The sequence below is a fragment of the Sinomicrobium pectinilyticum genome, from assembly GCF_003725735.1.
Classification (GTDB): Bacteria; Bacteroidota; Bacteroidia; order Flavobacteriales; family Flavobacteriaceae; genus Sinomicrobium; species Sinomicrobium pectinilyticum.
In genome coordinates this window covers 1-24,105 of record NZ_RJTM01000009.1, presented here as the reverse complement: position 1 = coordinate 24,105, position 24,105 = coordinate 1, and the positions used below count along the sequence as shown (strand labels likewise).

Below are 24,105 nucleotides of genomic sequence, written 5' to 3'. Positions count from 1 at the left end.
AAGGGAATGAATGCGTAAGCAATCGGGTTAGCGGTTAACCCGGTTGCTTATGAATGCATACACAACTACAAAAGCGGCGAACTTAATCAAATCCGCCGCTAACCCAAACCGGTCCGGTGTTAACACAATCCCTTAAATGGCCCTATCCGGGCTTGACCGGAAATAAAAACTTCAGCAGTTTCCACCACCCGAAATGCTTCAGGATTACCCGGGTCAGGATTACAAGAACTATGACCACTATGGCGATCGACCGCCAGCCGGCGCCTCCCGATATTCATCGGAACGGGCCGGTATGTTCAATGGTCTTTGTCTCATACTGTTTTCCGTGGAAACGAGGGTCTGTTATATAACACAGTGATAACACATACGAAAAGGCATTACAATACCGGATAACCGGGTTTTCGTTTTGTAACGAAAACCCAGACGGGTGCCAAAATACCCGGATTTAATTACCATATATTCCATCCCCGGAAGGAAGTTTCGCTAAGGGTTTATTACCCAGGAAACATAATACTGCGACCCGACAAGCCCGGTACCCACAGCGGTAAAATATTCATTTCCGCCGATGTTGGTCCCACCCACCTTAAAAGTGGATTTCACAGCGGGAACCCGGTAATTAAGCTGCACATCCACAACGGAAAACGCCGGGACATTACCATCGGCAAAACTGGCCTGCCAGAAAAACGCATCGCTCCATCTCCAGTTGATATTAAACCCGAAATTTTTAAATAGTTCCGTATTGCCGAAATGAGCTTTTACCTTGTGTTTGGGTGTATTAAAACCGGGGCGGAAATCAGGGTCCTTATCTTCGTCAAAGTCAAAATCGGCAAAGGTATAGTTGACCCCCAGGTCGAAATCCCCCATTACCTTAGCATCCAGTCCCAGGGTTGCTCCATACGAATTAATATCCGCTGAAGAATTGGTATACGCCTGGTACGCCTGAAAATCGCCCTGGCTCAGGGCAATAAGTGCCCGCGGAGTAGGCCCTGTACCCAGGTCAACCGGGTCTGAAAGGTCCAGCGCACCGTAAAAAGGGACTACCACGGTTTCATTGGCAATAAAATCTTTATATTTATTATAGTAGATACTCGCATCTATAGTCACTTTTTGTAATTGCCCGCGGTATCCTACTTCGAAAGCCGTAACCTTTTCGGGCTTCACTTTTTCCACATCGGCAATTGTCAGCAAAGCCGGATTCGGGGCACCTGCCTCTGCAGAGGCGCTGAATGCCTGTACTGACCGGGCAGAATAGGCCTGCTCGTAAGCATGCCTGCCGGAAATATCGGCAGTAGGACTTCCTGCCACCATAGCCCCTATATCACTCAATTCATAAGTACGCACATACCGGTCGAGATTCTCCTCGGCAGAACCTATTAAAACGGCCCTTCCCGCATCCAGACCGATAAAGAGGTCCTGCGTGGTAGGATTCCGGAACCCGGTCTGGAAGGAAGCCCTTAAATTGTGGTTCCTGTTTTGTCCCGCCGTGTATCCCAAAGACACCCTGGGGGAGACAAAGCCATCAAAAAGCTGTGACTTATCATAACGGAGCGAGCCGGTAAACTTAAGCCTTTCGTCGAGTACTTTTTTCTGAACCTGAGTATAAGCCCCATATTCGGAATAAGTGATGGGGCCATCGTAGTCGGTAAAGATAGTCCCGTAAGAATTCAGGACATATTCCCGAAACGATCCTCCTACCTGGATATCGGCAAAGCTTTCCGTCCAGTGACTAAAATTGTAGTTGGCATCTATATGTCTCATTTTCGTATTATCCTGAAACCTGGAACCGCTGGCCAGGTCCGGGCTTCCTGTCACTTGCCGAAAGGCACTCTCAAATTCTGCCGTCCCGGGCTCCGGTCTTCCCGAATCCGCAATTTGCCGGGCAAAGGCATGGGAAGCGGGGGCATCGCCGGGAGCGAATCCCGCCCCTCCCTGAAAAGCTGTGAGATAAGCACCTACATATTCCCCGAACCACTGGTTATCCGGTTTCCATAGCCGGTTCATGTTAATACCGGTAAAGCGCATGTCATAAGAATCTCCTGCTTTTTCTGCGGTGATATATCCCCTTACAAAAAAGTTGTTATTGCGGAACTCCAGTTTGTGTTGCTGTATAAAAAAGTCACGCAAGGCATAGCGGTTTGCTCCCTGGTAAATCGTTGAACCGCGTCCCAGCCTGCCGTTGTATATTATCTCAAAATCGTCTGCAAAAGGGCGGTAGTGCAATGAAAAATCGGCTTTGACACTTTCGGCCCTGTAATCGGTAAGGTCCCTCTCGGCATATCCCGTACGGCTTACCACCTGGTCCGGGACCAGGTTTTGTGCCCCGTCGGGAAGCAGTCCCAGGGCTACCATGTCGTTGGCAACACTTTTTATGCTCGTACTTACTTCATCTCCATAGATATTCATCCCGTCATAATCCGGATCTGCGCGGGTTGCTCCCGGATTAAGCACATCTTCCTCATTCACGGCATACCAATCCTTTCCCCGCAGATAAGAAAAATTCGCCTTTGCCGCAAATTTATCACTGAATGCATGAGCCATCCTTATACCGAAATCGTAAAAGGCATTATCTCCCGCTGCCTCCTGCGAGGTAATGCCACTTCGGAGATACGCACTTATCCCCTGATAATCAAAAGGATTTTTACTGGTCATAAACAATATCCCGTTAAATGCATTAGCGCCATATAAGGCCGATGATGCCCCCGGCAGTAATTCCACACTATGCACATCGAGTTCCGACATACCTACCAGGTTTCCCAATACAAAATTCAGTGCCGGTGAAGTATTGTCCATACCATCCACCAACTGCACAAAACGCGTATTGGCGAATGAAGCGAATCCGCGTGTGTTTACGGACTTAAAGGTAAGGGAGTTGGTGTTGATATCCACCCCTTTCAGGTTTTCCAGGCCATCATAGAAATTCGCCGATGGGGTGTTCTTTATTTCCCGCACGCCGAAACGCTCTACCGTTACCGGAGACTCGAAGATACGTTCCGGAGTACGGGACGCGGAGATCACTATTTCGTCAAGCAAAGTCTCCTGCTCCCGAAGCCGGACATTTACTTCTTGTCCGGAAGCGGCAACCTCCACCGTTACCGATGCGAAGCCTATACTGGATATCGTTAATGCAAATGGCGGTGATTCGGAAGTTTCCAGGGTAAACATCCCGGCCATATTGGTAACCGCACCGACGGTTTTACCAACCAGGACTACATTGGCACCGGGAACAGGCGCACCGTTTTCATCGGTTACCTTCCCGGAAACCGCTGTTTGTGCATAGGAGAAAACTCCCCATAAAAAAAGGAGGGCAAAGATAAAAGTTCTCATAGTATAGAATTATTGATTTAGCAATAACAATATACCAATTTTTAACATTTCATTAATATTTATATACAATATTTTATTATCACTAATGCCATTTAAGATTCAATGCATTTATTATATTTCATTTCGCTTCCGGAGCGGGTAAGAAATTCCGGATATCGTCTCCTGACAGGAACCGCAAAGGTATTGTTCGAGCATTTATACCTGTGATACGTTTTATCAGCCATGCCCGGTTATAAAAAGCAAAACCCGCTCCTGGACCGGAACGGGTTTTTTATTTAAATATATCACTTTTATGTCTTCTACTCCACAGTAACCGACTTCGCCAGGTTACGCGGCTGGTCCACATTACATCCGCGCATAACCGCTATATGGTAACTCAGCAACTGCAACGGGATGGTGGTAATCAGCGGGCTCAATGCCTCCGTTGTTTCCGGCACTTCTATAATGTGATCTGCCAGTTCCCTTACCGTAGTATCCCCTTCCATAACTACAGCGATAATTTTTCCCTTTCTGGACTTTATTTCCTGGATATTGCTTACCACTTTGTCATAGTGCCCGTTCTTCGTGGCGATAATCACTACCGGCATCTGTTCATCGATAAGGGCTATGGGACCGTGTTTCATTTCCGCGGCAGGGTAACCTTCGGCATGGATATAGGAGATTTCTTTTAATTTCAATGCTCCTTCGAGGGCTACAGGGAAATTATAGCCTCTCCCCAGGTACAGACAATTAGGCGCTTCCTTATACAGGGAAGCTATATATTTTACATGATCGTTAATTTTGAGACATCCTTCCACTTTTGACGGAATAGCCTCCATTTCTGTCAGGTAACGCTGTAATTCGGTCCTGGATATAGCACCCTTGGCAGATGCCAGTTTCAGGGCCATAAGGGTAAGTACGGTGATCTGTGTTGTGAACGCTTTGGTAGACGCCACACCTATTTCCGGGCCGGCATGAGTATAAGCCCCCGCATGGGCCTCACGCGCTATGGACGATCCCACTACATTACAGACCCCGAATACAAAGGCTCCCTTTTCTTTAGCCAGCTTAATCGCCGCCAGGGTATCGGCCGTTTCTCCGGATTGCGATATAACGATAAGCACATCCCTTTCCGTAATTACCGGGTTGCGGTACCGGAATTCCGAGGCATATTCCACTTCCACGGGGACCCGGGCAAGATCCTCAAAAATATATTCCGCCACCAGTCCGGCGTGCCATGATGTACCACAGGCCGCAATAAGTATCCTGTCCGCATTGAGAAACTTCTCCAGGTTGTCTTCCATTCCGGCCATCTTTATGATGCCTTCATCCACCCGGAGTCTTCCCCTGTACGTATCCCTGATAGCCTGTGGCTGTTCGTAGATTTCCTTAAGCATAAAGTGGTCGTATCCGCCTTTCTCTATCTGCTCCAGGTTCAACTGAAGTTCCTGCACATACGGATCTACCAGTGAATCGTCTTTTATTTTTCTTATCTTGATTTCTTTTCCCCTTCTCAATATGGCCATCTCCTCATCTTCAAGGTAGATAGCATTGTTGGTGTACTCTATAAAAGGAGAAGCATCTGATGCCACAAAGAATTCATCTTCACCTACACCGATGGCCAACGGGCTACCGAGTTTGGCCACTACAATTTCATTGGGCTTGGTCTTGTCAAAAACCACTATGGCATAAGCACCATGCACCTGGTTTAAAGCTATCTGCACGGCTTTACCAAGTTTAAGATCGTGATTTTTCTTTACGTCTTCTATAAGGTTTACGAGTACTTCGGTATCCGTATCCGAAGTAAAGGTATACCCCCTTTTGGTCAGTTCCCGGCGAAGGGGCTCGTAGTTCTCTATAATCCCGTTGTGAATAATGACCAGATTACCGGAATTGGAATAATGCGGGTGGGAATTGACATCATTGGGCTCTCCGTGGGTTGCCCACCTGGTATGCCCTATGCCCAACGTTCCCTGCAGGGTGATCTCTGCCTTGGCTTTAGTATCCAGGTCCGCTACTTTACCTTTAGTTTTGGACAGTTGAATTTCTGTACCGTCATACAGCGCCACTCCGGCGCTGTCATAGCCGCGATATTCCAATCGCTGAAGCCCCTTTACAACTACCGGGTAAGCTTCCCTATGGCCGATATATCCTACAATTCCGCACATCTTTGTTTGTTTTTGGTTATTTCTGATTTGGGGTTTATTCCACTTCCGTATAGAATATCTCCAGTTTCAGACGTTTGTCCTTATCCTCCTCTCCTACATTATTCCCGTACAACACAGTGCTTAAAGGCGTAATAACCGAAGCCTCCGGTGCCACAAGTACCGAATCCTGAACATTTCCTCTGGCAGAGATATTCCTGGTATTGTTTATGTTGGCCGTAAGGGTAAGCCCGAGCCGGACATTTGTGGAGTTCTTGTTCAGTATTCTGTCCACATGCTCCGTAAGCCTTATTTTATAACTTATCCCTTTATCATCCTCTTTTTTCAGGATGCCTCCGTAGATCTGCCTGGACAAATCCTTATCCTGATTAACGGTATAATCCAGTTCCACATCTGCAATTATACTGTCATTATCCATATTATAAACATATATTCTCGATGGCTCCCTAACTTCCGGATAAGCATCCAGTTTCTCCCTGTCCACGTAAAAAGTCAGGTTAGCTTCGTTGATGATCCATCCTCTTTTTTTGTATCCATCCAAAACTTCGGAACTCCCTTTAGGATCGAACAAACGAAGTTCTGCCACGGTCCCTGCACCTCCTTTGAGATACAGGCGCGACGCATTGGCGCCATTATCCAGCTGTTCGTCAATCTCTGCCGGATAAGGTTCATTGATAATCCTGTTCGCCACGTTATTCCTCCTTGTCCTGGCGCCGGAACTGGCGTCTGTTGAAAATGCGGCAAGACTGAGGGTAAAAGAAGAACTCCCCTTTATAATTTTATTGTCATTTGCGGTATCCACCCTGTCATATTCATATTCAACTTCCACATTGGCATTATTCCAGTCCAGGAGCATCAGTGCATCATCAGAAAACCCGGAGGCCGAAAAGCGAAGGCCTTTGATAAACTCCTTAAAGTTATTGTTACTCATCAGTTCGGATGATCCTTCCTTATCGAGTATCTGTTGAAAATAAGCCGGCTCCAGTTCTACTCTTATCCTGGGGCTAAGCCTGGTCTCTACCTCCTGTGATTCGTCTTCGTCAGGGGTATCCGGGTCATCTTCTTTATAAATCAGTTCTTCCAGGTTACTGATCTTCACTATAGTATCGCGAAGCACCATCCCGGTGTTTGAAGAAAAATCCTTATCCGAAAAGTATTCCTGTTGTTCCTGGAACCCGCTGGACGGATCGAGATCCCGAAGGTAATAGGTAAGTTCTTCGACCTTAAAATGGAACTCCGCGGTTTTACTACCGTAGATAGAATCCAGGTCATATTTTCTGGCTACCGGAGTCCCGGAATCGTTATTTTCGGTCTCTCCGTCCGCAACATTTCCGAAAAAGGGAATATTGAGATACACTTTTGTCACGGTTTCATTTTCCGGTGTGGTCTTCGGATCGTTGTCATTTGCATATTCGTCTTCCCTTTGCTGGGTACTTGCCCCAAAGACCGGCCTGGTATTGGTAAGCGACAGCTGAGATACGATACTGGCCTCCGATCTTCCGTATATGGGGTCGTTATATACCCCGAGCTGGTACAGGGGCAACCCGTTTGTCTGTACGCCGGTCAGGTTGCGGTTGTAAGCGTACACTTCAAACTCAACCCGTTCCGTTTCAAAGTTCCCGTCACCTATAATATCCGTTCCGATCGTATTGACATCGTCACTACAAGAAGCGAAAAAAGCAATGCCGCCCAGGAGCAGTATTGCCTTATATGACTGAAAGTTTACTTTCTTCATGCTGTCTTTAATTTTTTTTGGACTGAAAACCGGCGACTATTTCCTGCGCTTCCGGCAGATACTTCTTTCTGTCACATATGCCACACTTATCCGCCATATGCAATGAAAACCGTCACTTTCGCATCAACCCTGATTTAACCTAAAACCTGTGTTTCGTAAAATTGTTCGTAGGCATCTTCAAATTCGTATATGGATACGTAGGGCAATACCGGTTTATCTGCACTTTTCAAATATTCCTCCAGGTCTGACGGTATTTTTTCGGCAGCGATGACCACAGCGTCGGAATTATCTATGGCTACCTTAAGTATGCCCGAATAATCCGGCGTTTCCAATGCTTTGACATCTTCTTCCGCAATCCCGTCGAACTTCACTTTTTCCATCATCTGCATATCTAACGTGCCTTCGAAATCTTTGTTGTACACGGAAGTCACTATTTTACTATCGGCGAACAAAGGCTCATCGGCATAGTATTTCTTAAGGTACAACGGTAGCATACTGGCCATCCAGCCATGTACATGAATGATATCGGGAGACCAGTTCAGCTTTTTGACGGTCTCCACAACTCCCTTGGCAAAAAATATGGCTCTTTCGTCATTATCCGGAAAAAGGTTTCCGTCCTCGTCGGAAAAAGTGGCTTTGCGCTTAAAGTATTCTTCGTTATCTATGAAATACACCTGTATCCTTTCTTTGGGGATAGATGCCACCTTAATAATAAGGGGCATGTCCATATCGTTAATCACCAGGTTCATTCCGGAGAGGCGTATTACTTCATGAAGCTGGTGCCTTCTCTCGTTAATGTTTCCAAAGCGAGGCATAAAAATTCGTATTTGCCCGCCCCTGTCATTAACCATTCTCGGATTCTCATATGCCAGCGAAGATACTTCGTTCTCCGGCAAATAGGGTATCATTTCGGAGGCGACAAATAACACTTTTTTATCAGTCATAAATTCGTTTTGTTTACAATAAAACTTTTGTACAAGAAGCTGTTCAATTTTCCCAAAAAACTCCCAAAGCATGCAAAAATACAAAAAATATGCCTAACGCACTCATTCCTACCCTCTCTATTCAGGGCAAACGCATTATAATGGAGTAATTTTATTTAAGGTTAAAAGCTTAAGGAGTGTTTCCGGTTACCGGTTTACCAGTTTTCCGGTTGTTGATGAGTTCGGGGTTGAAACGGAAACCTTCCCTACAAAACTCCAGAACCCCAAACTTAGTTCCCATCATCAGTCACAACAAAACACTATAAATCACCGTGCTGAACTGGCAACCGGTTGTATAACCTGGAATCTGGAACCATTAAACGTTGCAATTATAGTTTTTTAATGCGTTTACCCTACCTCTCTATTCCCTGCAAAATCATCATTTTAATCCCGGAATTTATTTCCGAAAGTACTCTTGAGAAAGGCCAAATACACGCTTCTCTCCCCTTATCTGCAAGGTTTTAGGGGAATCTCCGCATACAAATGCACTCAATTCCACGAAAATATATAGCTTTGCAGGCTGTTAACTCATTAATTCATGGTGATATTCCATAAAAGGGAGCCGTTGCGCAGGGAGTTGCTGTCCCTGGCAAAAGAAGGGAAAACCATTGGTCTCGTCCCTACTATGGGAGCCCTGCATGCGGGACATTTGTCATTGGTAGAAGAAGCTGCCGCCGAAAACGATGTTGTCGTAGTAAGCATTTTTGTGAATCCGACACAGTTTGACAACAAGGAGGACCTTCATAAATATCCCAGAGATCTGGAAAAGGACATAGACCTGCTGAATGCCGTACAGCCGGGCATACTGATCTTTGCCCCGGCCGTAGAAGAAGTTTATACCGGTGATATAGCTCCTTCTTCTTTTGATTTTGACGGACTGGAATTCCAGATGGAAGGAAAATTCCGCCAGGGTCACTTTGACGGTGTCGGCACCATAGTAAAACGCCTGTTTGAGATCGTGGGGCCGGATAATGCTTATTTCGGCGAAAAGGATTATCAGCAGCTACAGATCATCCGTACCCTTGTAAAAAAGCACCGTATACCTGTAAAGGTCCACGGATGCCCCATACGAAGAGAAGAAAACGGCCTGGCCATGAGTTCCCGCAATGAACGCCTCTCTGACGAGCAGCGAAAAGAAGCCGGTTTTATATATGAAACCCTGAAAACTGTCAAAGCTGAATTTGGCACGAAAAGTGTACAGGAGATCAGGGAACAGGTATCGGAAGCATTCAGGAAACACCCCTCGTTCCGGTTAGAATATATGGAAATCGCCAACGCAGAGACCCTGCGACCGGCAGAACAGAAAGAAACAGGTCAGAAATACAGGGCTTTTATAGCAGTTTATGCGGGGGAAGTCCGCCTGATAGATAACATAGCGTTAAATTAAAGCTCATAAACCCAACACCGTATCAGCCTGAAAATAGCAGTAAAAAATAGCATCCGATAATTCGCTTTAACATCTCTTAACACATAACTCCCAATTTATAATTACCTTTGCAGCATGCAGATAGAAGTAGTAAAATCCAAGATACACAGGGTAACGGTCACCGGGGCCGAACTCAACTATATAGGCAGCATCACCGTAGACGAAGCACTTATGGAAGCTGCCAACATTATCGAAGGAGAAAAGGTGCAGATCGTCAACATCAATAACGGAGAGCGCCTGGAAACCTATGTTATTAAAGGAAACAGGGGCAGTGGTGAAATTACACTGAACGGCCCTGCGGCCAGAAAAGTCCAGAAGGGAGACATCATCATCATCATATCTTACGGTATCATGGATTTTGAAGAAGCCAAATCCTTTAAACCTTCTTTGGTTTTCCCAAATGAAAAAGACAACACCCTCAGATAATACAGGGACTGTTGATCGCTGTAATACCTCAATTTAATCATTAACAACAGTATTTGCCCTTTAAGGCAAACGTGCAGTGAAAAAGAAATTATCCAAGATCATTCAGATAGTCCTCCCGCTTGCCCTGGGATTATTCCTGATCTGGTATACTTATAACAAATTCAGCCCGGATCAGCTAAAACAACTGAAGGAGAATTTCCTGAAGGCCGACTATCTGTATATCTGGATATCCATGCTTTTCGGTGCCCTGAGCCATTTTTCCAGGGCATACCGCTGGAACTACCTGCTGGAGCCCATGGGCTACCGGGCAAGGCTTCCCAACAGTTTTATGGCGGTAAGCATAGGTTACCTGCTGAATTTTGCGATCCCCAGATCGGGGGAGGTTTCCCGGGCCCTCGTCATCAACAAATATGACAAGGTGCCTTTTGAGAAGGCATTCGGCACCATTGTAGCAGAAAGGATTGCCGACCTCTTTATTTCCGTATGTATCCTGTTCGCCGCCCTCTTCCTCCAGTTTGACACGCTTTGGGGGTTGATGGACACCCATAATATCAATCCTGAAAAACTGGCAGTTTTCGGAGCTGCAGGAATAATAATGGTATTGCTGTTCTGGATATATCTCAAGCGCACCAGGTCTGCCCTGGGCCAGAAGATCAGGAACTTCATAAACGGCCTTAAGGAAGGTATGCTCAGCATATTATCCATGAAAAAAAAGTGGGCTTTCATCGCTCACACCATTTTTATCTGGACCATGTATGTACTCATGTTTTACATTTGCATTTTCGCCTTTCCGGAAACACAAACCATAACATTTTCACAGACACTTTCCCTCTTCGTGGTGGGTTCTTTCACCATTGCTTTTACAAACGGCGGTTTTGGCACCTATCCCTTTCTCATAGCAGAAGCCATCCTGCTGTATGGTGTAGACTACACCGTAGGTACTTCTTTCGGATGGATCGTATGGCTGTCCCAAACTTCAGTTATCGTTTTTCTGGGCATTATTTCTTTTCTTGTCCTCCCTCTATACAATAAAAGCAACTAGACCGGAAATCGGAAAATCTTTTTCGTTAAAAAGTTATTCGCGATTTGAGATTGCGGTAATAATTATTATCTTGCTCTAAGAACCAAACCTCCTACACATAAGTTAATTAAGGCCGTAAATATAAAGTTTTCAACCTGCCGACACCCCGCAAACAAATTGTACACCGAACCAAAAACACACCTGCTGACTTATGAAAACCCTGTGCTATACGCTGCTCGGACTTTTCTCTCTGGCCAATTTACATGCCCAGATCAAACAAATTCCGTTTGATTCCGAATACCTGGAAGAGACAAGAAACATCCGGTTATATGTCCCGGAAAATTATACGGACGACCGGCCCTATCCCCTGATCGTTGTACTGGATGCCGACCACCTTTTTGACCTGGTGGTGTCAAATGCCCGGTTTTATGCCGCCAACGGCCAGATGCCGGAAAGTATTATCGTGGGGATCGACCAGGAAGGACGATCGGAATCAGATTGTATTTACGATGCCGAGAGTGGTTTTCCGGCGGGCAAAGGCGCCGATTTCTTCGAGTTTATAGGCATAGAACTGTTACCTTCTGTTGCAGATAAATACAACCTGGCGAATTTTAAGATGATCGTGGGGCACCTTTTTACGGGTAACTTTATCAACTACTACATCTTTAAAGACAAACCGCTCTTTGATGCCTATATTGACATCCACCCGGAATTTGCCCCTAAGCTGGAAAAACGACTTGCAGAACGTCTGCCTGCCATGAATACCACAAAGTTCTACTACCTTGCCGCCGGGGAGGACGGGGACAAAAACCAGGTTCAGCGTATCCACGACCTCAATACCTCCATGCAAAAGGTAAAGAACGACCATTTGTTCTATTTTTTTGACAGTTTTGAGAATACGGACGGCTATGCCGCCGCTTCCTGCGCTATTCCCCGTGCACTCAACCATATTTTTACCATATACAGGCCTATTACCCCATATGAGTACAAAAACAATATCCTCGCTTCAGGTTCCCCTGTTTTTGAATATCTCGACAAAAAGTATCAGAGGGCAGAGGAACTGTTCGGTTTCCGAAAACCGGTAAGTCTTAATGACATTATGGCCATTTATGCAGGGTGCCTGAAAAAGGATGATATGGCTTCCCTGGAACAGCTCAGCGAACTGGCAAAAAAGGAATTTCCGGAAACGATGCTCGGCTATTACATGGAAGCAGAATACTTTGAAAAAACAGGCGATCTGAAAAAAGCGACAAAAACTTACAAAAAGGCCTTTGGAATGAAAGAGATCGATTTTATCCATAAAGACCTCATCATGGAAAGGATTGAGGCCATCAATGACTAGGGCAAACACATTATGCTCAGAGCATCTGAGAATATGAGAAAGTGAGATTGTGGGAATTCGATAATGTGATCATTTGGGAAATGAGAGGATAGAGGATAGACTCAGACGGATGGAAACTGCAGGAATGATCGGGAGGTTGGCCCCGCCTGCAACCTGCAACCTTGAACTATCTATAATTCTAGGACGCGTTTGCCCCGCATCAATTACTAAAACTGTAGTCGATCGGAAAATAATGCCTATTTTAGACCCGGAAAAACAGTCTATCCGATCCCTAACCTATGGCTAAAGTCAAAACCTCCTATTTTTGTCAGAACTGTGGTGCCCAGTATGCCAAGTGGCAGGGCCAATGTACTTCGTGCAGGGAGTGGAATACCATCGTAGAGGAGGTAATCCAGAAAGAAGAAAAGAGCTCCTGGAAGCAGGGAACCACACCTTCCAATAACAAGAGGGTTTCCAAACCTCTCAGGATAAATGAAATAACCCGGTCCGAAGAAAACCGCCTGTCTTCGGGAGACCACGAATTTGACCGGGTTCTGGGAGGAGGTATCGTACCGGGGTCCGTAGTCCTTCTGGGCGGCGAGCCGGGTATCGGAAAAAGCACATTGCTCCTGCAGATTGCACTGCAGCTTTCCTATAAGACCCTGTATGTATCCGGGGAAGAGAGCCAGTCGCAGATAAAAATGCGGGCGGAACGGATTTATCCCAACAGCGAAAACTGCTATATCTTAACAGAAACCAAGACCCAGAACATCTTTAAGCAAATAGAAAGTACAGCCCCGGACATTCTTGTCATAGACTCCATACAAACCCTGCATTCCGATTACATAGAATCCTCCGCAGGCAGTATATCCCAGATCCGGGAATGCACGGCAGAGCTCATTAAATTTGCCAAAGAAACAGATACTCCTGTGATCCTTATAGGACACATCACCAAAGAAGGGAACATAGCCGGGCCGAAAATACTGGAGCATATGGTAGATACCGTTTTGCAGTTCGAAGGAGACAGGAACTATGTATACCGTATACTCCGGGCTTTGAAGAACCGGTTCGGGTCTACGGCAGAACTGGGTATTTACGAAATGCTGGGAAATGGTTTACGGGAGGTAGCCAACCCTTCGGAAATACTTATTTCACAAAGTGAAGAATCCCTGAGCGGTACGGCTATTGCCGCCACACTCGAAGGTATACGCCCGCTGATGATAGAAATACAGGCACTGGTAAGCACCGCAGTTTACGGTACACCTCAGCGAAGCACTACGGGTTATAATGCAAAACGCCTGAATATGTTACTGGCCGTCCTGGAAAAAAGGGCGGGTTTCCGTTTGGGTGCAAAAGATGTTTTCCTGAATATTACGGGAGGGATTTCCGTAGACGATCCGGCCATAGACCTGGCTGTCGTGGCGGCCATACTCTCCAGTAATGAGGATATTGCCATTACCAAAGATGTTTGTTTTGCCGCAGAAATAGGGCTTGCCGGTGAAGTACGCCCGGTACAGCGGGTAGATCAGCGCATTCTGGAAGCGGAAAAACTGGGCTTTTCCACCATCTTCGTATCCAAACAGAACAAAATTACGGTAAAAAGCAGCGGGATAAGGGTTGTCCTCGTATCCCGGGTAGAAGATGTTATTACCGATCTCTTCGGATAAGGCCCGCAGGAGCAGGCGGGCCGTATTCCTATAATTTCATTTCGGGAACGTCACCTTCGACAACCAACCTGCCTTCCGTTGCCTGTTTTATCTCTTCCACCGAAACCCCGGGGGCACGTTCCAGCAGCCTGAATCCCCCATCGATAATTTCCAGCACCGCCAGGTTGGTGACAATTTTTTTTACGCAATTCACCCCGGTGAGCGGCAACGTACATTTTTTGAGCAATTTGGATTCTCCGGCTTTATTGGTATGCATCATGGCCACAATAATATTTTCGGCCGAAGCCACAAGATCCATCGCCCCTCCCATACCTTTCACCATCTTTCCTGGAATCTTCCAATTGGCAATATCCCCGTTATCGGCAACCTCCATTGCACCGAGGATGGTAAGATGTACATGTTGGCCCCGTATCATCGCAAAACTCATGGCCGAGTCAAAAAACGATGCTCCCGGCAGTGTGGTGATGGTCTGCTTTCCGGCGTTTATAATATCCGCATCTTCATCTCCCTCATACGGAAAAGGCCCCATGCCCAAAACACCGTTTTCACTTTGAAATTCCACATCTATCCCGTCCGGAACGTAATTAGCTACGAGGGTCGGGATACCGATACCGAGATTCACGTAATATCCGTCTTTTACTTCTTTCGCTATTCGCTTTGCAATGCCGTCTTTATCTAACATAACTGGATGGTTGAAATTTACGAACTACCTTTTCCTAACGGTTCGTTGCTCAATTCTTTTTTCGTAGTGATCTCCCCGGAAGATACGCTGTACAAAAATCCCGGGAATATGTATCTGATTGGGGTCCAATTCCCCGGCGGGCACGAGTTCCTCCACTTCAGCTACCGTGATCTTTGCCGCTCCGCACATACAGGGATTAAAATTTCTTGCAGTCCCTTTGAAGATCAGATTTCCCGCCTCGTCTCCCTTCCATGCCTTTACTATGGAAAAATCTGCCCTGAAAGCTTCTTCCATGACATACATCTTCCCCTCAAATTCACGGGTTTCTTTTCCTTCGGCAACTTCCGTTCCGTATCCTGCAGGAGTGAAAAAAGCAGGTATCCCGGCCTGTGCTGCACGGCATTTTTCCGCAAGGGTACCCTGCGGGGTTAACTCCACCTCAAGTTCCCCGCTGAGCATTTGTCTCTCGAACTCATCATTCTCACCAACGTAGGACGATATCATTTTTCTGATCTGGCGTTTCCGGAGCAAGAGCCCAAGGCCAAAATCATCTACGCCGGCATTATTGGATATACAGGTAATATCCCTGATACCGAGGCGTACGAGTTCTGCTATACTGTTTTCGGGAATTCCGCACAAACCGAACCCTCCCAGCATAAAGGTCATCTCGTCCCGGACTCCCTGCAGGGCTTCGGTAACTGAAGCCACCCTCTTGTTTATCATTTCGTAATTTTTATCGGAAAAATACGAATTATTCAACAAAAAAGACAGAACAAACAGCTTATATTTTGAATATGTAAAAAATAACGGCTAAAAGTCTATTTCTTCCAGATTCATCTCCCCCGGGGTTTCACTTTCCCCGACTTTAGAGCAATCTATTTCTATGGAAAGGTTTTCGGGCTTTCTGAAATCTTCTTTGGAAATACCGAGTTCTTTATCCTCGTAGCACTTTCGCATATACAGGGCCCAGATAGGCAAAGCCATAGTAGCCCCTTGCCCGTAAGATATTCTGCTAAAATGTATAGCCCTGTCTTCTCCTCCTACCCAAACGCCGGTAACCAGGTTGGGCACCATGCCCATAAACCATCCGTCACTCTGGTTCTGAGTAGTTCCGGTCTTACCGGCAATGGGGTTGGTAAATTCATAGGGGTAACCGGTAATGACTTCTTTATACAAAGTATTGTTCACGGCCCATTTATTACGTAGTCGCGCCCCGGAACCGGATTGGGTAACCCCTTCCATCAGCTTAACGGTAGTGTAGGCCACCTCTTCACTCATTACATCTTTGGTTTCCGGGACGGATTCGAACAGTACGGTGCCATTCTTATCCTCGATACGGGTTACCATCACAGGCTTCACATAAACTCCCTGGTTGGCAAATGTACTGTAGGCCCCGACCATTTCATACACGGTAAAATCCGGTGTACCCAGTGCAATGGAAGGTACGGGCGGGATATCGGACTCAATACCCAGGCTTCGCACCAGTTGTGTTACCGGGACCGGGCCCACCTTATCTATCAGGGTAGCCGTAATGGTATTTACCGAATTGGCCAGCGCCTCTTTAAGCGTCAGCATTTTTCCGGTATATTTTCCATTGGAGTTTTTAGGGCACCATGGGGTTATGTTCCCATATTTATTGGCCTCAATACAGTGCTGTACATCGGGCAGCCTATCACAAGGAGACATGTGCAACTGGTCTATAGCGGTAGCATAAACAAACGGTTTAAATGTAGAACCAGATTGACGGGCTCCCTGTTTTACCTGGTCATACTGAAAATGTTTGTAGTTTATACCGCCTACCCAGGCCCGTACATGGCCGGTTTGCGGCTCCATAGACATCATTCCTGTACGCAGGAAAAATTTATAATAACGGATGGAATCCATCGGTGTCATGATCGTATCTTTTTCGCCATCCCATGCAAATACGGTCATTTCCGCCTTTTCCCTGAATGAAGCCCTGATCTCTTTTTCGGATTTTCCCAGATCGTATTTCATTTTCCGCCAGCGCTCCGACTGTTTCATGGCGCGTTCCATAGTAGCATCTATCTCTTCACTGTTCAACCCCAGGAAAGGAGCGGTTTTATTCCTATCTGGTGTATTCTGGTTAAAGAACTCCGCCTGAAGTTTTTTCATATGTTCCACAACGGCTTCCTCCGCATATTTCTGCATACGCGAATCTATGGTTGTGTATACCTTTAATCCGTCCAGGTATATATTGTATTTATCGCCATTGGGCTTGCGGTTTTCGGGGTCATTGGCCCAGTCCTTCAGGAAGCCCTGAAGATACATCCTGAAATAGGTGGCCAGGCCTTCTCTGTGGCTTTCCTCAGAAAAATTGAGTTTTATAGGAAGTTGTTGCAATGAATCTTTTGCTTCTGCCGTAATAAAATCATTCTTTTCCATCTGCCGCAGTACTACATTACGCCTTCGCATCGTCAACTCTTCACGTTTCAGAGGATTGTAAAGCGAAGAATTCTTCAACATCCCAACGAGCATAGCTGCTTCTTCCGTTTTAAGATCATGCGGCTCTTTACTGAAATAGATTCTGGAGGCAGACCGGATACCATCCGCTCGATATCCAAAATCATAAATATTGAGATACATACTTATGATCTCTTCTTTGGTATATTGTCTTTCCAAACGTACTGCTATTACCCATTCCTTTATTTTCTGAAGGACACGGGCCACAATATTGTTAGATACCCTTTCGGTAAATAACTGCTTTGCCAACTGTTGTGTTATAGTGCTGGCTCCTCCTCTTTTACCTAAAAAAACCATTGCCCTCAACGTCCCCTGCGCATCGATTCCGGAGTGCCGATAGAAACGTTCGTCTTCGGTCGCTACCAATGCCTTGACCAGGTGATCGGGCAATTCGTCATAGGAAACGGGGGTCCTGTTGTCGTTCAGGTAATATTTGCCAAGTGTTTTCCCGTCGGCGGAAATAATTTCGGTAGCAAGATTGGTTTGCGGGTTTTCGAGGACCTCAAAAGTAGGCATTGTACCAAACGCCCCCCAGGAAGCCAGCAAAAATAATAAAACCGCGAGGAGAACACCCCCGAAAAACAATCCCCAAAACCATTTTATATACTTACCGAAGCCTTGTTTCTTCTCTTTCTTGGCAGGTGTTTTTCCCATTTTACTCTTTTATTGGATTATGATGTGCCGGAGACAAAAACACTGATCGCCGGCGCCTCATTAACTATTATTCTTTATTAGATTTTTCGATCTGCAAACCGATATCGGTAATCCCTTCCAGTTCTCCTACCCCTTCTGCTTCACCGATTTTCCGCATAGCGTGCTCTATGGCTACCGTGTATTCTCCGGGATCCGGAAAAACAACATTTTCCTTATACCAGAGTTTGCTTTCTTTCAGATCCGTAAAACCTTCTCCCAGCCATTCTCCGTCCGGTTTTGCCATCTCATACTCCAGGGTATCCGCAATTACCCTGCCATCCGGAAAATTCAGCTTAACAATAAGAAAAAGGTTGCTGAACGGATAATTGTTATCGTTCCGCAGGTTAATATACATGTTATAAGGCTGTATGGTATCAGGGGGTTCGAAGGTAAAATCCACGCTTTCCTCTTTGTTCCAGGAATGATTCAGCGCCTGATAATCGAAATAATAGGCATTGTCCGAACCACAAGACAGCAATAGCATGCTTCCCATCCAAAAAAACAATCTGAAGATCTTACCCATTTTTATAATTAACGGTTTTCTGTTGCGACAGTATCCGGCCCCTGGGGGGATTGTAAAAAGATAAAAACCGCAGTTATTCGTTTCCCGCTATTCTTTTTTCCTGGCGGTCTTTTTATTGCTCCTTTTTTTCCGGCTCTTACTCTTGCGTTTCTTTTTAGGCTGGTCAAACCTGGTCAGGCTGTCTTGTCCTACAACGTTTTCAAACTCCCGTTTAGTATTCTCTTCGGAAATTTCCGAGGCAAATTCTTCGAGACTTTCTACCTTAACATCGTTATGGTTTTTATCGATGATCTCCTGTACCTGGTCCAGCATTAGTTTATGCCAGTTGGCACTGTTTTCCTCGTAGGCATACCAGAGAAAACCTTTAAAAATATCTATTTTCTGGCACACGGCCCTTCCTTTCCTCGTATGCAGTTTTATATCCGCCTTCGGAAATTCCTGCAACGCATCCAGATAAGCATCGAGCTCGTAATTGAGACAGCACTTGAGTTTTCCGCACTGCCCGGCAAGTTTCTGCGGATTCAGGGATAACTGCTGGTACCTGGCCGAAGAAGTATTCACCGAGCGGAAGTCCGTCAGCCAGGTAGAACAACACAGTTCTCTTCCGCAGGAGCCGACACCGCCAAGACGCGATGCTTCCTGGCGAAAACCGATTTGCCGCATCTCTATACGCACGTTAAAGGCTCTGGCCATATCTTTAATGAGTTGCCTGAAGTCCACCCGTTCTTCCGCCGTGTAGTAAAAAGTGGCTTTGGAGCCGTCGCCCTGGTATTCGATATCGGAAATTTTCATCTGCAGGCCCAAGGCTATGGCAAGTTCCCTCGATCTTTTCTTTACCTCTTCTTCTTTATTCCTGACATTGGTCCATACATCAATATCCCGTTGCGAGGCTTTCCGGTAGATTTTGGGCAGTGAAGGGTCTTCCCAATCCACTTTTTTCTTTTTCATCTGTACCCTTACCAGTTCCCCGGTGAGGGTTACAATCCCTACATCATGCCCGGAAGCTGCCTCGGTAGCTACTACATCCCCGATGGATAAAGTAAGATTTTCATTATTCCGGAAAAACTCTTTCCTGCTATTTTTAAAACGGACTTCCACACAGTCAAAAGGTTGATGACCCGAAGGAAGTGACATATTGGAAAGCCAATCAAAAACAGTAAGCTTATTACAACCATCGGTCCCGCATGTACCATTGTTCTTACATCCCCGTGGCTGCCCATCCTTACCGGTTGAACAACTGCTACACCCCATATTTCCTCTATATTGTAACTGCACCTCTCCGGTCAAAACCATGGAAAGAAGCAGAAAAAGATTCATAATTAATTCTCATACGGTAAAGCGCACCTGCACCTTACAAAATGTAAATATACAGTTTTTTACTTTACCTGGTTTGCGAACATCACGGTTTTGCCGATCCCCGAAAACCGGTATTTTCACGAAAAAGACAACATCTTATTCCTTAAATCTGAGGACTTCCGACCGGCCTTTTTTAAAGATGTTATTACTCTTGTACTTCCCTTTGCGCAGCGCTTTCTGCTCTTCATACGGCAGGGCGACAATTTCCATACACGCATCCGAACAGCATCCGTTCATTTTCTCAGCGCATTCTTCACATTGTATAAAAAGCAAATGACATGCTTCATTGGCGCAGTTCACATGCGTATCGCATGGTTTACCACACTGGTGGCAATGTGCTATAACATCCCCGGATATACGTTCGGCACGACGTTCGTCGAATACAAAGTTCTTTCCTATAAATTTATTCTCCAGTCCTTTTTCCTTAACCTGCCGGGTATATTCTATAATCCCGCCCTCCAGCTGGTACACATCTTTAAAGCCTTTATGCTTGAAGTATGCACTTGCTTTTTCACAACGGATCCCCCCGGTGCAGTACATCACCAGTTTTTTGTCTTCTTTATGTCCTTTGAGGTCATTTTCTATAATCGGCAGGGAGTCCCGGAAAGTGTCCACATCCGGAGTAACGGCATTTTTAAAATGCCCTATTTCACTTTCGTAGTGGTTACGCATATCTACCAGAATAGTATCCGGGTCCTCAATAAGCTCGTTAAATTTTACGGCGTCCACATGCACCCCCTTGTTGGTAACGTCGAAGGTATGGTCGTTCAGTCCGTCCGCGACAATTTTGTTCCTGATCTTCACTTTCAGCTTCAGAAACGATTTATTGTCCTGCTCTATAGCAATATTCAGCCTTACGTTTTCCAGAAAAGTAATGCTGTCCAGGTGTTCTTTAAAAGCATTAAAATGATCTGCCGGAACGGAAAGCTGTGCATTTATACCTTCTTTGGCAATGTAAATCCGGCCCAGCACGTCCATTTCATTCCAGGTTACGAAGAGATGATTCCGGAATATCTGCGGATTTTTGATATGATGGTATTTGTAGAAAGAAAGAGTAAGGCGCTCTTTACCGGCCTTTTCTATGAGCTCTTCCCTTTCTCTAGCGCTTAAAGTATTGTACAGTTGCATGCTATACGAATGATTAAGGTTAAAGAATCAGATGAAATTTTTTGCAAAAGTAATATTTTTTACCGGACATGACAAGGTCTGCCAAAACCGTACCGGGGCTTCGGTACATCCCGAACGGAGTTCGGGACACTCAGCCGCCTCCGTTCAGGCAACTACGGCCTGAAACCTGCCCTTCGGCTATGCTCAGGGACCTGCAACCCGGAACTTGGAACACAGAAATAAAAACTACTTTAATTTTTAATGCATTTACCCTGCAAAACCGCCTAACATCAACTCTTTTTACGTTCTGCGGACCTGCCAACCCCAAAACAACTCCTATATACCCGTTGCCACTCTGAAAAAGAAATGGTATTTTAGCACGGATTATTTTTTAGAAAAAACGCAGCAATGAGTTCAGAGAAAGACGCAAAATTAAAAGCCCTCAAACTTACCCTGGATAAGCTGGACAAGACCTACGGGAAAGGGACAGTGATGAAAATGGGAGATAATGTTGTGGAAGATGTAGAGGTCATCCCCACAGGTTCTATCGGGCTGGATATCGCCCTCGGTGTAGGCGGTTATCCCAAAGGAAGGGTTATCGAAATATACGGACCGGAATCTTCCGGTAAGACTACCCTTACCCTGCACGCCATAGCCGAAGCCCAGAAATCCGGTGGTATTGCGGCTTTTATCGATGCGGAGCATGCCTTCGACCGGTTTTATGCCAAAAAACTGGGAGTAGACGTGGATAACCTCATCATATCGCAGCCGGACCACGGGGAGCAGGCTTTGGAAATAGCCGACAACCTGATCCGTTCGGGGGCTATTGACATTGTTATTGTCGATTCTGTTGCCGCACTGACCCCTAAAAGCGAGATAGAAGGAGAAATGGGAGATTCCAAAATGGGGCTGCATGCCCGTCTTATGTCACAGGCGCTCCGGAAACTTACGGCAAGTATAAGCAAAACCAAATCGACGGTGATCTTTATCAACCAGCTCCGGGAAAAGATCGGGGTTATGTTCGGTAACCCGGAAACCACTACGGGAGGTAATGCCCTTAAGTTCTATGCTTCCGTACGCCTGGATATCCGCAGGTCTACCCAGATCAAAGACAGTAACGGTGACGTGGCGGGGAACAAGACCAAGGTAAAAGTGGTAAAAAACAAGGTGGCCCCGCCGTTTAAGGCCGCCGAATTTGACATTATGTACGGGGAAGGTATTTCGCGTGTCGGCGAAATACTCGACCTCGGTGTGGAATACGAGATCATCAAAAAAAGTGGTTCCTGGTTCAGTTACGGCGATACCAAGCTGGGACAGGGAAGGGACGCGGTTAAGTTATTACTTGAAGACAACCCGGAACTCCTTGAAGAACTGGAAAGCAAGATCAAAGAAGCCCTCAAGGCGATCAAAGAGTAAATATCCCGAAAATAAAATTTCTCAAATATCCTGTCTCTGTTAAAGAAGGCAGGATTTTTTTTTAGCACTTCACGCAACCTTAACCGGCCGATTGCATCTTCTTAGCAGAAAAAGACCAAAAAAAGGATATGTACGTATATACATAACAACGAGGATACTTTTAAAAAAACAGGACAATAATATACTTGTAAACCTTTTATTAATACATAAAAAACCTCCTAAAAATTAAACGAGAAACAACATGAAAAAAGTAAGTATTGCAGCAGTGTTTTTAACCTTGGCCCTGTCTTTATCCGGGTGTTTGAATGATGATGGCGCAAATTTTTATTACACTACTTTACCTATTGAAAGTGTAGAGACTCCGGACACTCTTGTTTATGGCGAAACAGACTCTATAACAGTAACATATTCCATTCCTAACCTATGCCATCAATTTGCCGGTATAGATTTCAGCAATGACACACAATCCAGTGACACTATTCAGAAAAGGACTTTCTGGGTAGTTGCCCAGGCTCAGACCGGAGATGAATGTGAAGGAGCTCAATCCGTAATTAAAGAATATAAATTTGGTCTCGAAGTAAGATACCGGGAATCTTATGAACTCCGTTTTATAACCGGTGTGGACAGTGATGGCGAGTACACTTTCATAACACGTACCATCCCTGTTAAGGAAGAAGAGGAAGAATAAACAGTTAAATTAACCTGTAATCCCTGCAAAACAGGAAGTCCCGAAAGAAAATAAAAACTGTCGGACGGGGTGAATCAGGAACACAAATATGACAAGACGAGAGAACTTTGTCATCCCGATATCGCCCGGAAAGGCAGAAACTTCCGGTTTTAGCAGGTAAACCAAAACTAACGCAGACTATTAGGTGAGTTTAGAAGAACTCATAAACCGGTGCAAGGACCGGGACAGAAAGGCGCAAGAACAGTTATACCGTTTGTTTAACGGCAAATTATACAGTACTTGCCTCAAGTATTCCCGTAACCAGACAGAGGCGGAAGATAATCTGCAGGATAGTTTCATGGCCATATTTAACAAGATAGACCAATACCGTTTCAAAGGTTCTTTTGAAGGATGGATACGCAGGGTAACGGTTAATACCGTACTTCAGAAGTACCGTAAAGAAAAGGTTTTCAACATAGTTTCGGAAGAGATTGCGGACGAGGTCGAAGTAGAGGTCGAGGATGACGACATCAGCCTCGATTACCTTCTCGGCATCATACAAAGGCTCCCGGACAAATACAGGTTAACATTTAATTTATATGTACTGGACGGATATTCTCATAAGGAAATTTCCGAAATGCTCGGCGTTTCCGAAGGGACTTCCAAATCCAACCTGTCCAGGGCAAGAACAATCCTCAAAGCACATATCGAAGAGGATCTTAATAAAAAAAAAGTGAAGTCACTATAATCTAATGGGCGACAAAAAGAACATAGACAGGCTTTTCCAGGAAAAATTCAAAGATTTCGAAGCTTTTCCGGAGAGGGATTTATGGTCCGGACTTGAAGCCAAACTCGATGCGGCATCGGCTCCGGCCGTAGTTCCGGAGAAGCGGAAAAGGGCCATTTCTCCCTTGTGGTGGCGCCTTGGCGGTATTGCCGCCGCCATTGCCTTATTGCTCTCCGTGGGTATTAATTTAGTACTTACCGGGCCCGAATCTCCCGTGACAGACCCTGTTGAAAAAGTTATAAACGAGAATACTCCTATAAAAAATACCGAAGCAGATGAAGAAACTACACGATCTACGGATAGCAATAAAGGGGCGCAACAGGGCAATACTACGGACGTAAAGCCG

Annotated in this window: 18 protein-coding genes and 1 pseudogene; 9 read left to right on the top strand and 10 right to left on the bottom strand. The window is 45.6% G+C overall.

The genetic code is table 11. The features are described from left to right. Positions 1–483: 483 nt before the first annotated feature. The 4 genes from ED312_RS01965 to ED312_RS01950 all read right to left on the bottom strand — a co-directional run bounded on the left by ED312_RS01965 (position 484) and on the right by ED312_RS01950 (position 8,147). Entirely contained in the window at positions 484–3,324 is a 2,841-nt protein-coding gene (locus tag ED312_RS01965) for a TonB-dependent receptor (protein WP_123214321.1), read from the bottom strand. Positions 3,325–3,623: 299 nt separating this feature from the next. Continuing rightward, entirely contained in the window at positions 3,624–5,471 is a 1,848-nt protein-coding gene (gene glmS, locus ED312_RS01960) for a glutamine--fructose-6-phosphate transaminase (isomerizing) (RefSeq protein ID WP_123214320.1), read from the bottom strand. 34 nt (positions 5,472–5,505) lie between these two features. After that, the gene (locus ED312_RS01955) at positions 5,506–7,203 is read right to left on the bottom strand and encodes a DUF4270 domain-containing protein (protein WP_123214319.1); all 1,698 of its coding nucleotides are present in this window, start codon (positions 7,201–7,203) and stop codon (positions 5,506–5,508) included. A 134-nt stretch (positions 7,204–7,337) separates the two neighbouring features. Continuing rightward, a complete protein-coding gene (locus tag ED312_RS01950) occupies positions 7,338–8,147 on the bottom strand; it encodes a glycogen/starch synthase (RefSeq protein ID WP_123214318.1) in 810 nt (269 codons plus the stop codon). A 577-nt stretch (positions 8,148–8,724) separates the two neighbouring features. Here ED312_RS01950 and panC point away from each other — a divergent pair. The 5 genes from panC to radA all read left to right on the top strand — a co-directional run bounded on the left by panC (position 8,725) and on the right by radA (position 14,047). Beyond that, the gene (gene panC, locus ED312_RS01945; protein ID WP_123214317.1) at positions 8,725–9,573 is read left to right on the top strand and encodes a pantoate--beta-alanine ligase; all 849 of its coding nucleotides are present in this window, start codon (positions 8,725–8,727) and stop codon (positions 9,571–9,573) included. A gap of 114 nt (positions 9,574–9,687) precedes the next feature. Continuing rightward, on the top strand, positions 9,688–10,038 hold the full coding sequence (gene panD / locus ED312_RS01940; RefSeq protein WP_123214316.1) for an aspartate 1-decarboxylase: 351 nt from the start codon (positions 9,688–9,690) through the stop codon (positions 10,036–10,038). Between the two features lie 76 nt (positions 10,039–10,114). Continuing rightward, complete coding sequence (locus tag ED312_RS01935) at positions 10,115–11,080, top strand: lysylphosphatidylglycerol synthase transmembrane domain-containing protein (RefSeq protein WP_123214315.1); 966 nt, start codon at positions 10,115–10,117, stop codon at positions 11,078–11,080. Positions 11,081–11,270: 190 nt separating this feature from the next. Next, positions 11,271–12,401 (top strand): alpha/beta hydrolase, encoded by a 1,131-nt coding sequence (locus tag ED312_RS01930; RefSeq protein WP_123214314.1) that lies wholly within the window; start codon positions 11,271–11,273, stop codon positions 12,399–12,401. 278 nt (positions 12,402–12,679) lie between these two features. After that, a complete protein-coding gene (radA, locus tag ED312_RS01925) occupies positions 12,680–14,047 on the top strand; it encodes a DNA repair protein RadA (RefSeq protein WP_123214313.1) in 1,368 nt (455 codons plus the stop codon). A gap of 28 nt (positions 14,048–14,075) precedes the next feature. Here radA and ED312_RS01920 read toward each other — a convergent pair whose 3' ends face one another. The 6 genes from ED312_RS01920 to trhO form a co-directional block, all read right to left on the bottom strand. Beyond that, a complete protein-coding gene (locus tag ED312_RS01920) occupies positions 14,076–14,729 on the bottom strand; it encodes a CoA transferase subunit B (protein ID WP_123214312.1) in 654 nt (217 codons plus the stop codon). 24 nt (positions 14,730–14,753) lie between these two features. After that, positions 14,754–15,452: a CoA transferase subunit A gene (locus tag ED312_RS01915; RefSeq protein ID WP_123214323.1), complete on the bottom strand. Its 699-nt coding sequence runs from the start codon at positions 15,450–15,452 to the stop codon at positions 14,754–14,756. A gap of 87 nt (positions 15,453–15,539) precedes the next feature. Next, a complete protein-coding gene (locus ED312_RS01910; protein WP_123214311.1) occupies positions 15,540–17,864 on the bottom strand; it encodes a penicillin-binding protein 1A in 2,325 nt (774 codons plus the stop codon). A gap of 67 nt (positions 17,865–17,931) precedes the next feature. Then, complete coding sequence (locus ED312_RS01905) at positions 17,932–18,426, bottom strand: gliding motility lipoprotein GldH (RefSeq protein WP_123214310.1); 495 nt, start codon at positions 18,424–18,426, stop codon at positions 17,932–17,934. Positions 18,427–18,513: 87 nt separating this feature from the next. Then, positions 18,514–19,677, bottom strand: a complete 1,164-nt coding sequence (locus ED312_RS01900) for a PSP1 domain-containing protein (RefSeq protein WP_123214322.1) — start codon at positions 19,675–19,677, stop codon at positions 18,514–18,516. 201 nt (positions 19,678–19,878) lie between these two features. Then, positions 19,879–20,910 carry an oxygen-dependent tRNA uridine(34) hydroxylase TrhO gene (gene trhO, locus ED312_RS01895; RefSeq protein ID WP_123214309.1) on the bottom strand — a complete coding sequence of 344 codons (1,032 nt, stop codon included), beginning with the start codon at positions 20,908–20,910 and terminating at the stop codon, positions 19,879–19,881. A gap of 387 nt (positions 20,911–21,297) precedes the next feature. Between trhO and recA the strand changes: the two genes are divergently transcribed. The 4 genes and pseudogenes from recA to ED312_RS01875 all read left to right on the top strand — a co-directional run. Beyond that, complete coding sequence (gene recA, locus ED312_RS01890) at positions 21,298–22,305, top strand: recombinase RecA (protein WP_123214308.1); 1,008 nt, start codon at positions 21,298–21,300, stop codon at positions 22,303–22,305. Positions 22,306–22,546: 241 nt separating this feature from the next. Continuing rightward, entirely contained in the window at positions 22,547–22,993 is a 447-nt protein-coding gene (locus ED312_RS01885; protein WP_123214307.1) for a hypothetical protein, read from the top strand. 184 nt (positions 22,994–23,177) lie between these two features. Then, complete coding sequence (locus ED312_RS01880) at positions 23,178–23,720, top strand: RNA polymerase sigma factor (RefSeq protein ID WP_123214306.1); 543 nt, start codon at positions 23,178–23,180, stop codon at positions 23,718–23,720. A 4-nt stretch (positions 23,721–23,724) separates the two neighbouring features. Continuing rightward, positions 23,725–24,105, top strand: a pseudogene (locus ED312_RS01875) (hypothetical protein); the annotation flags it as partial.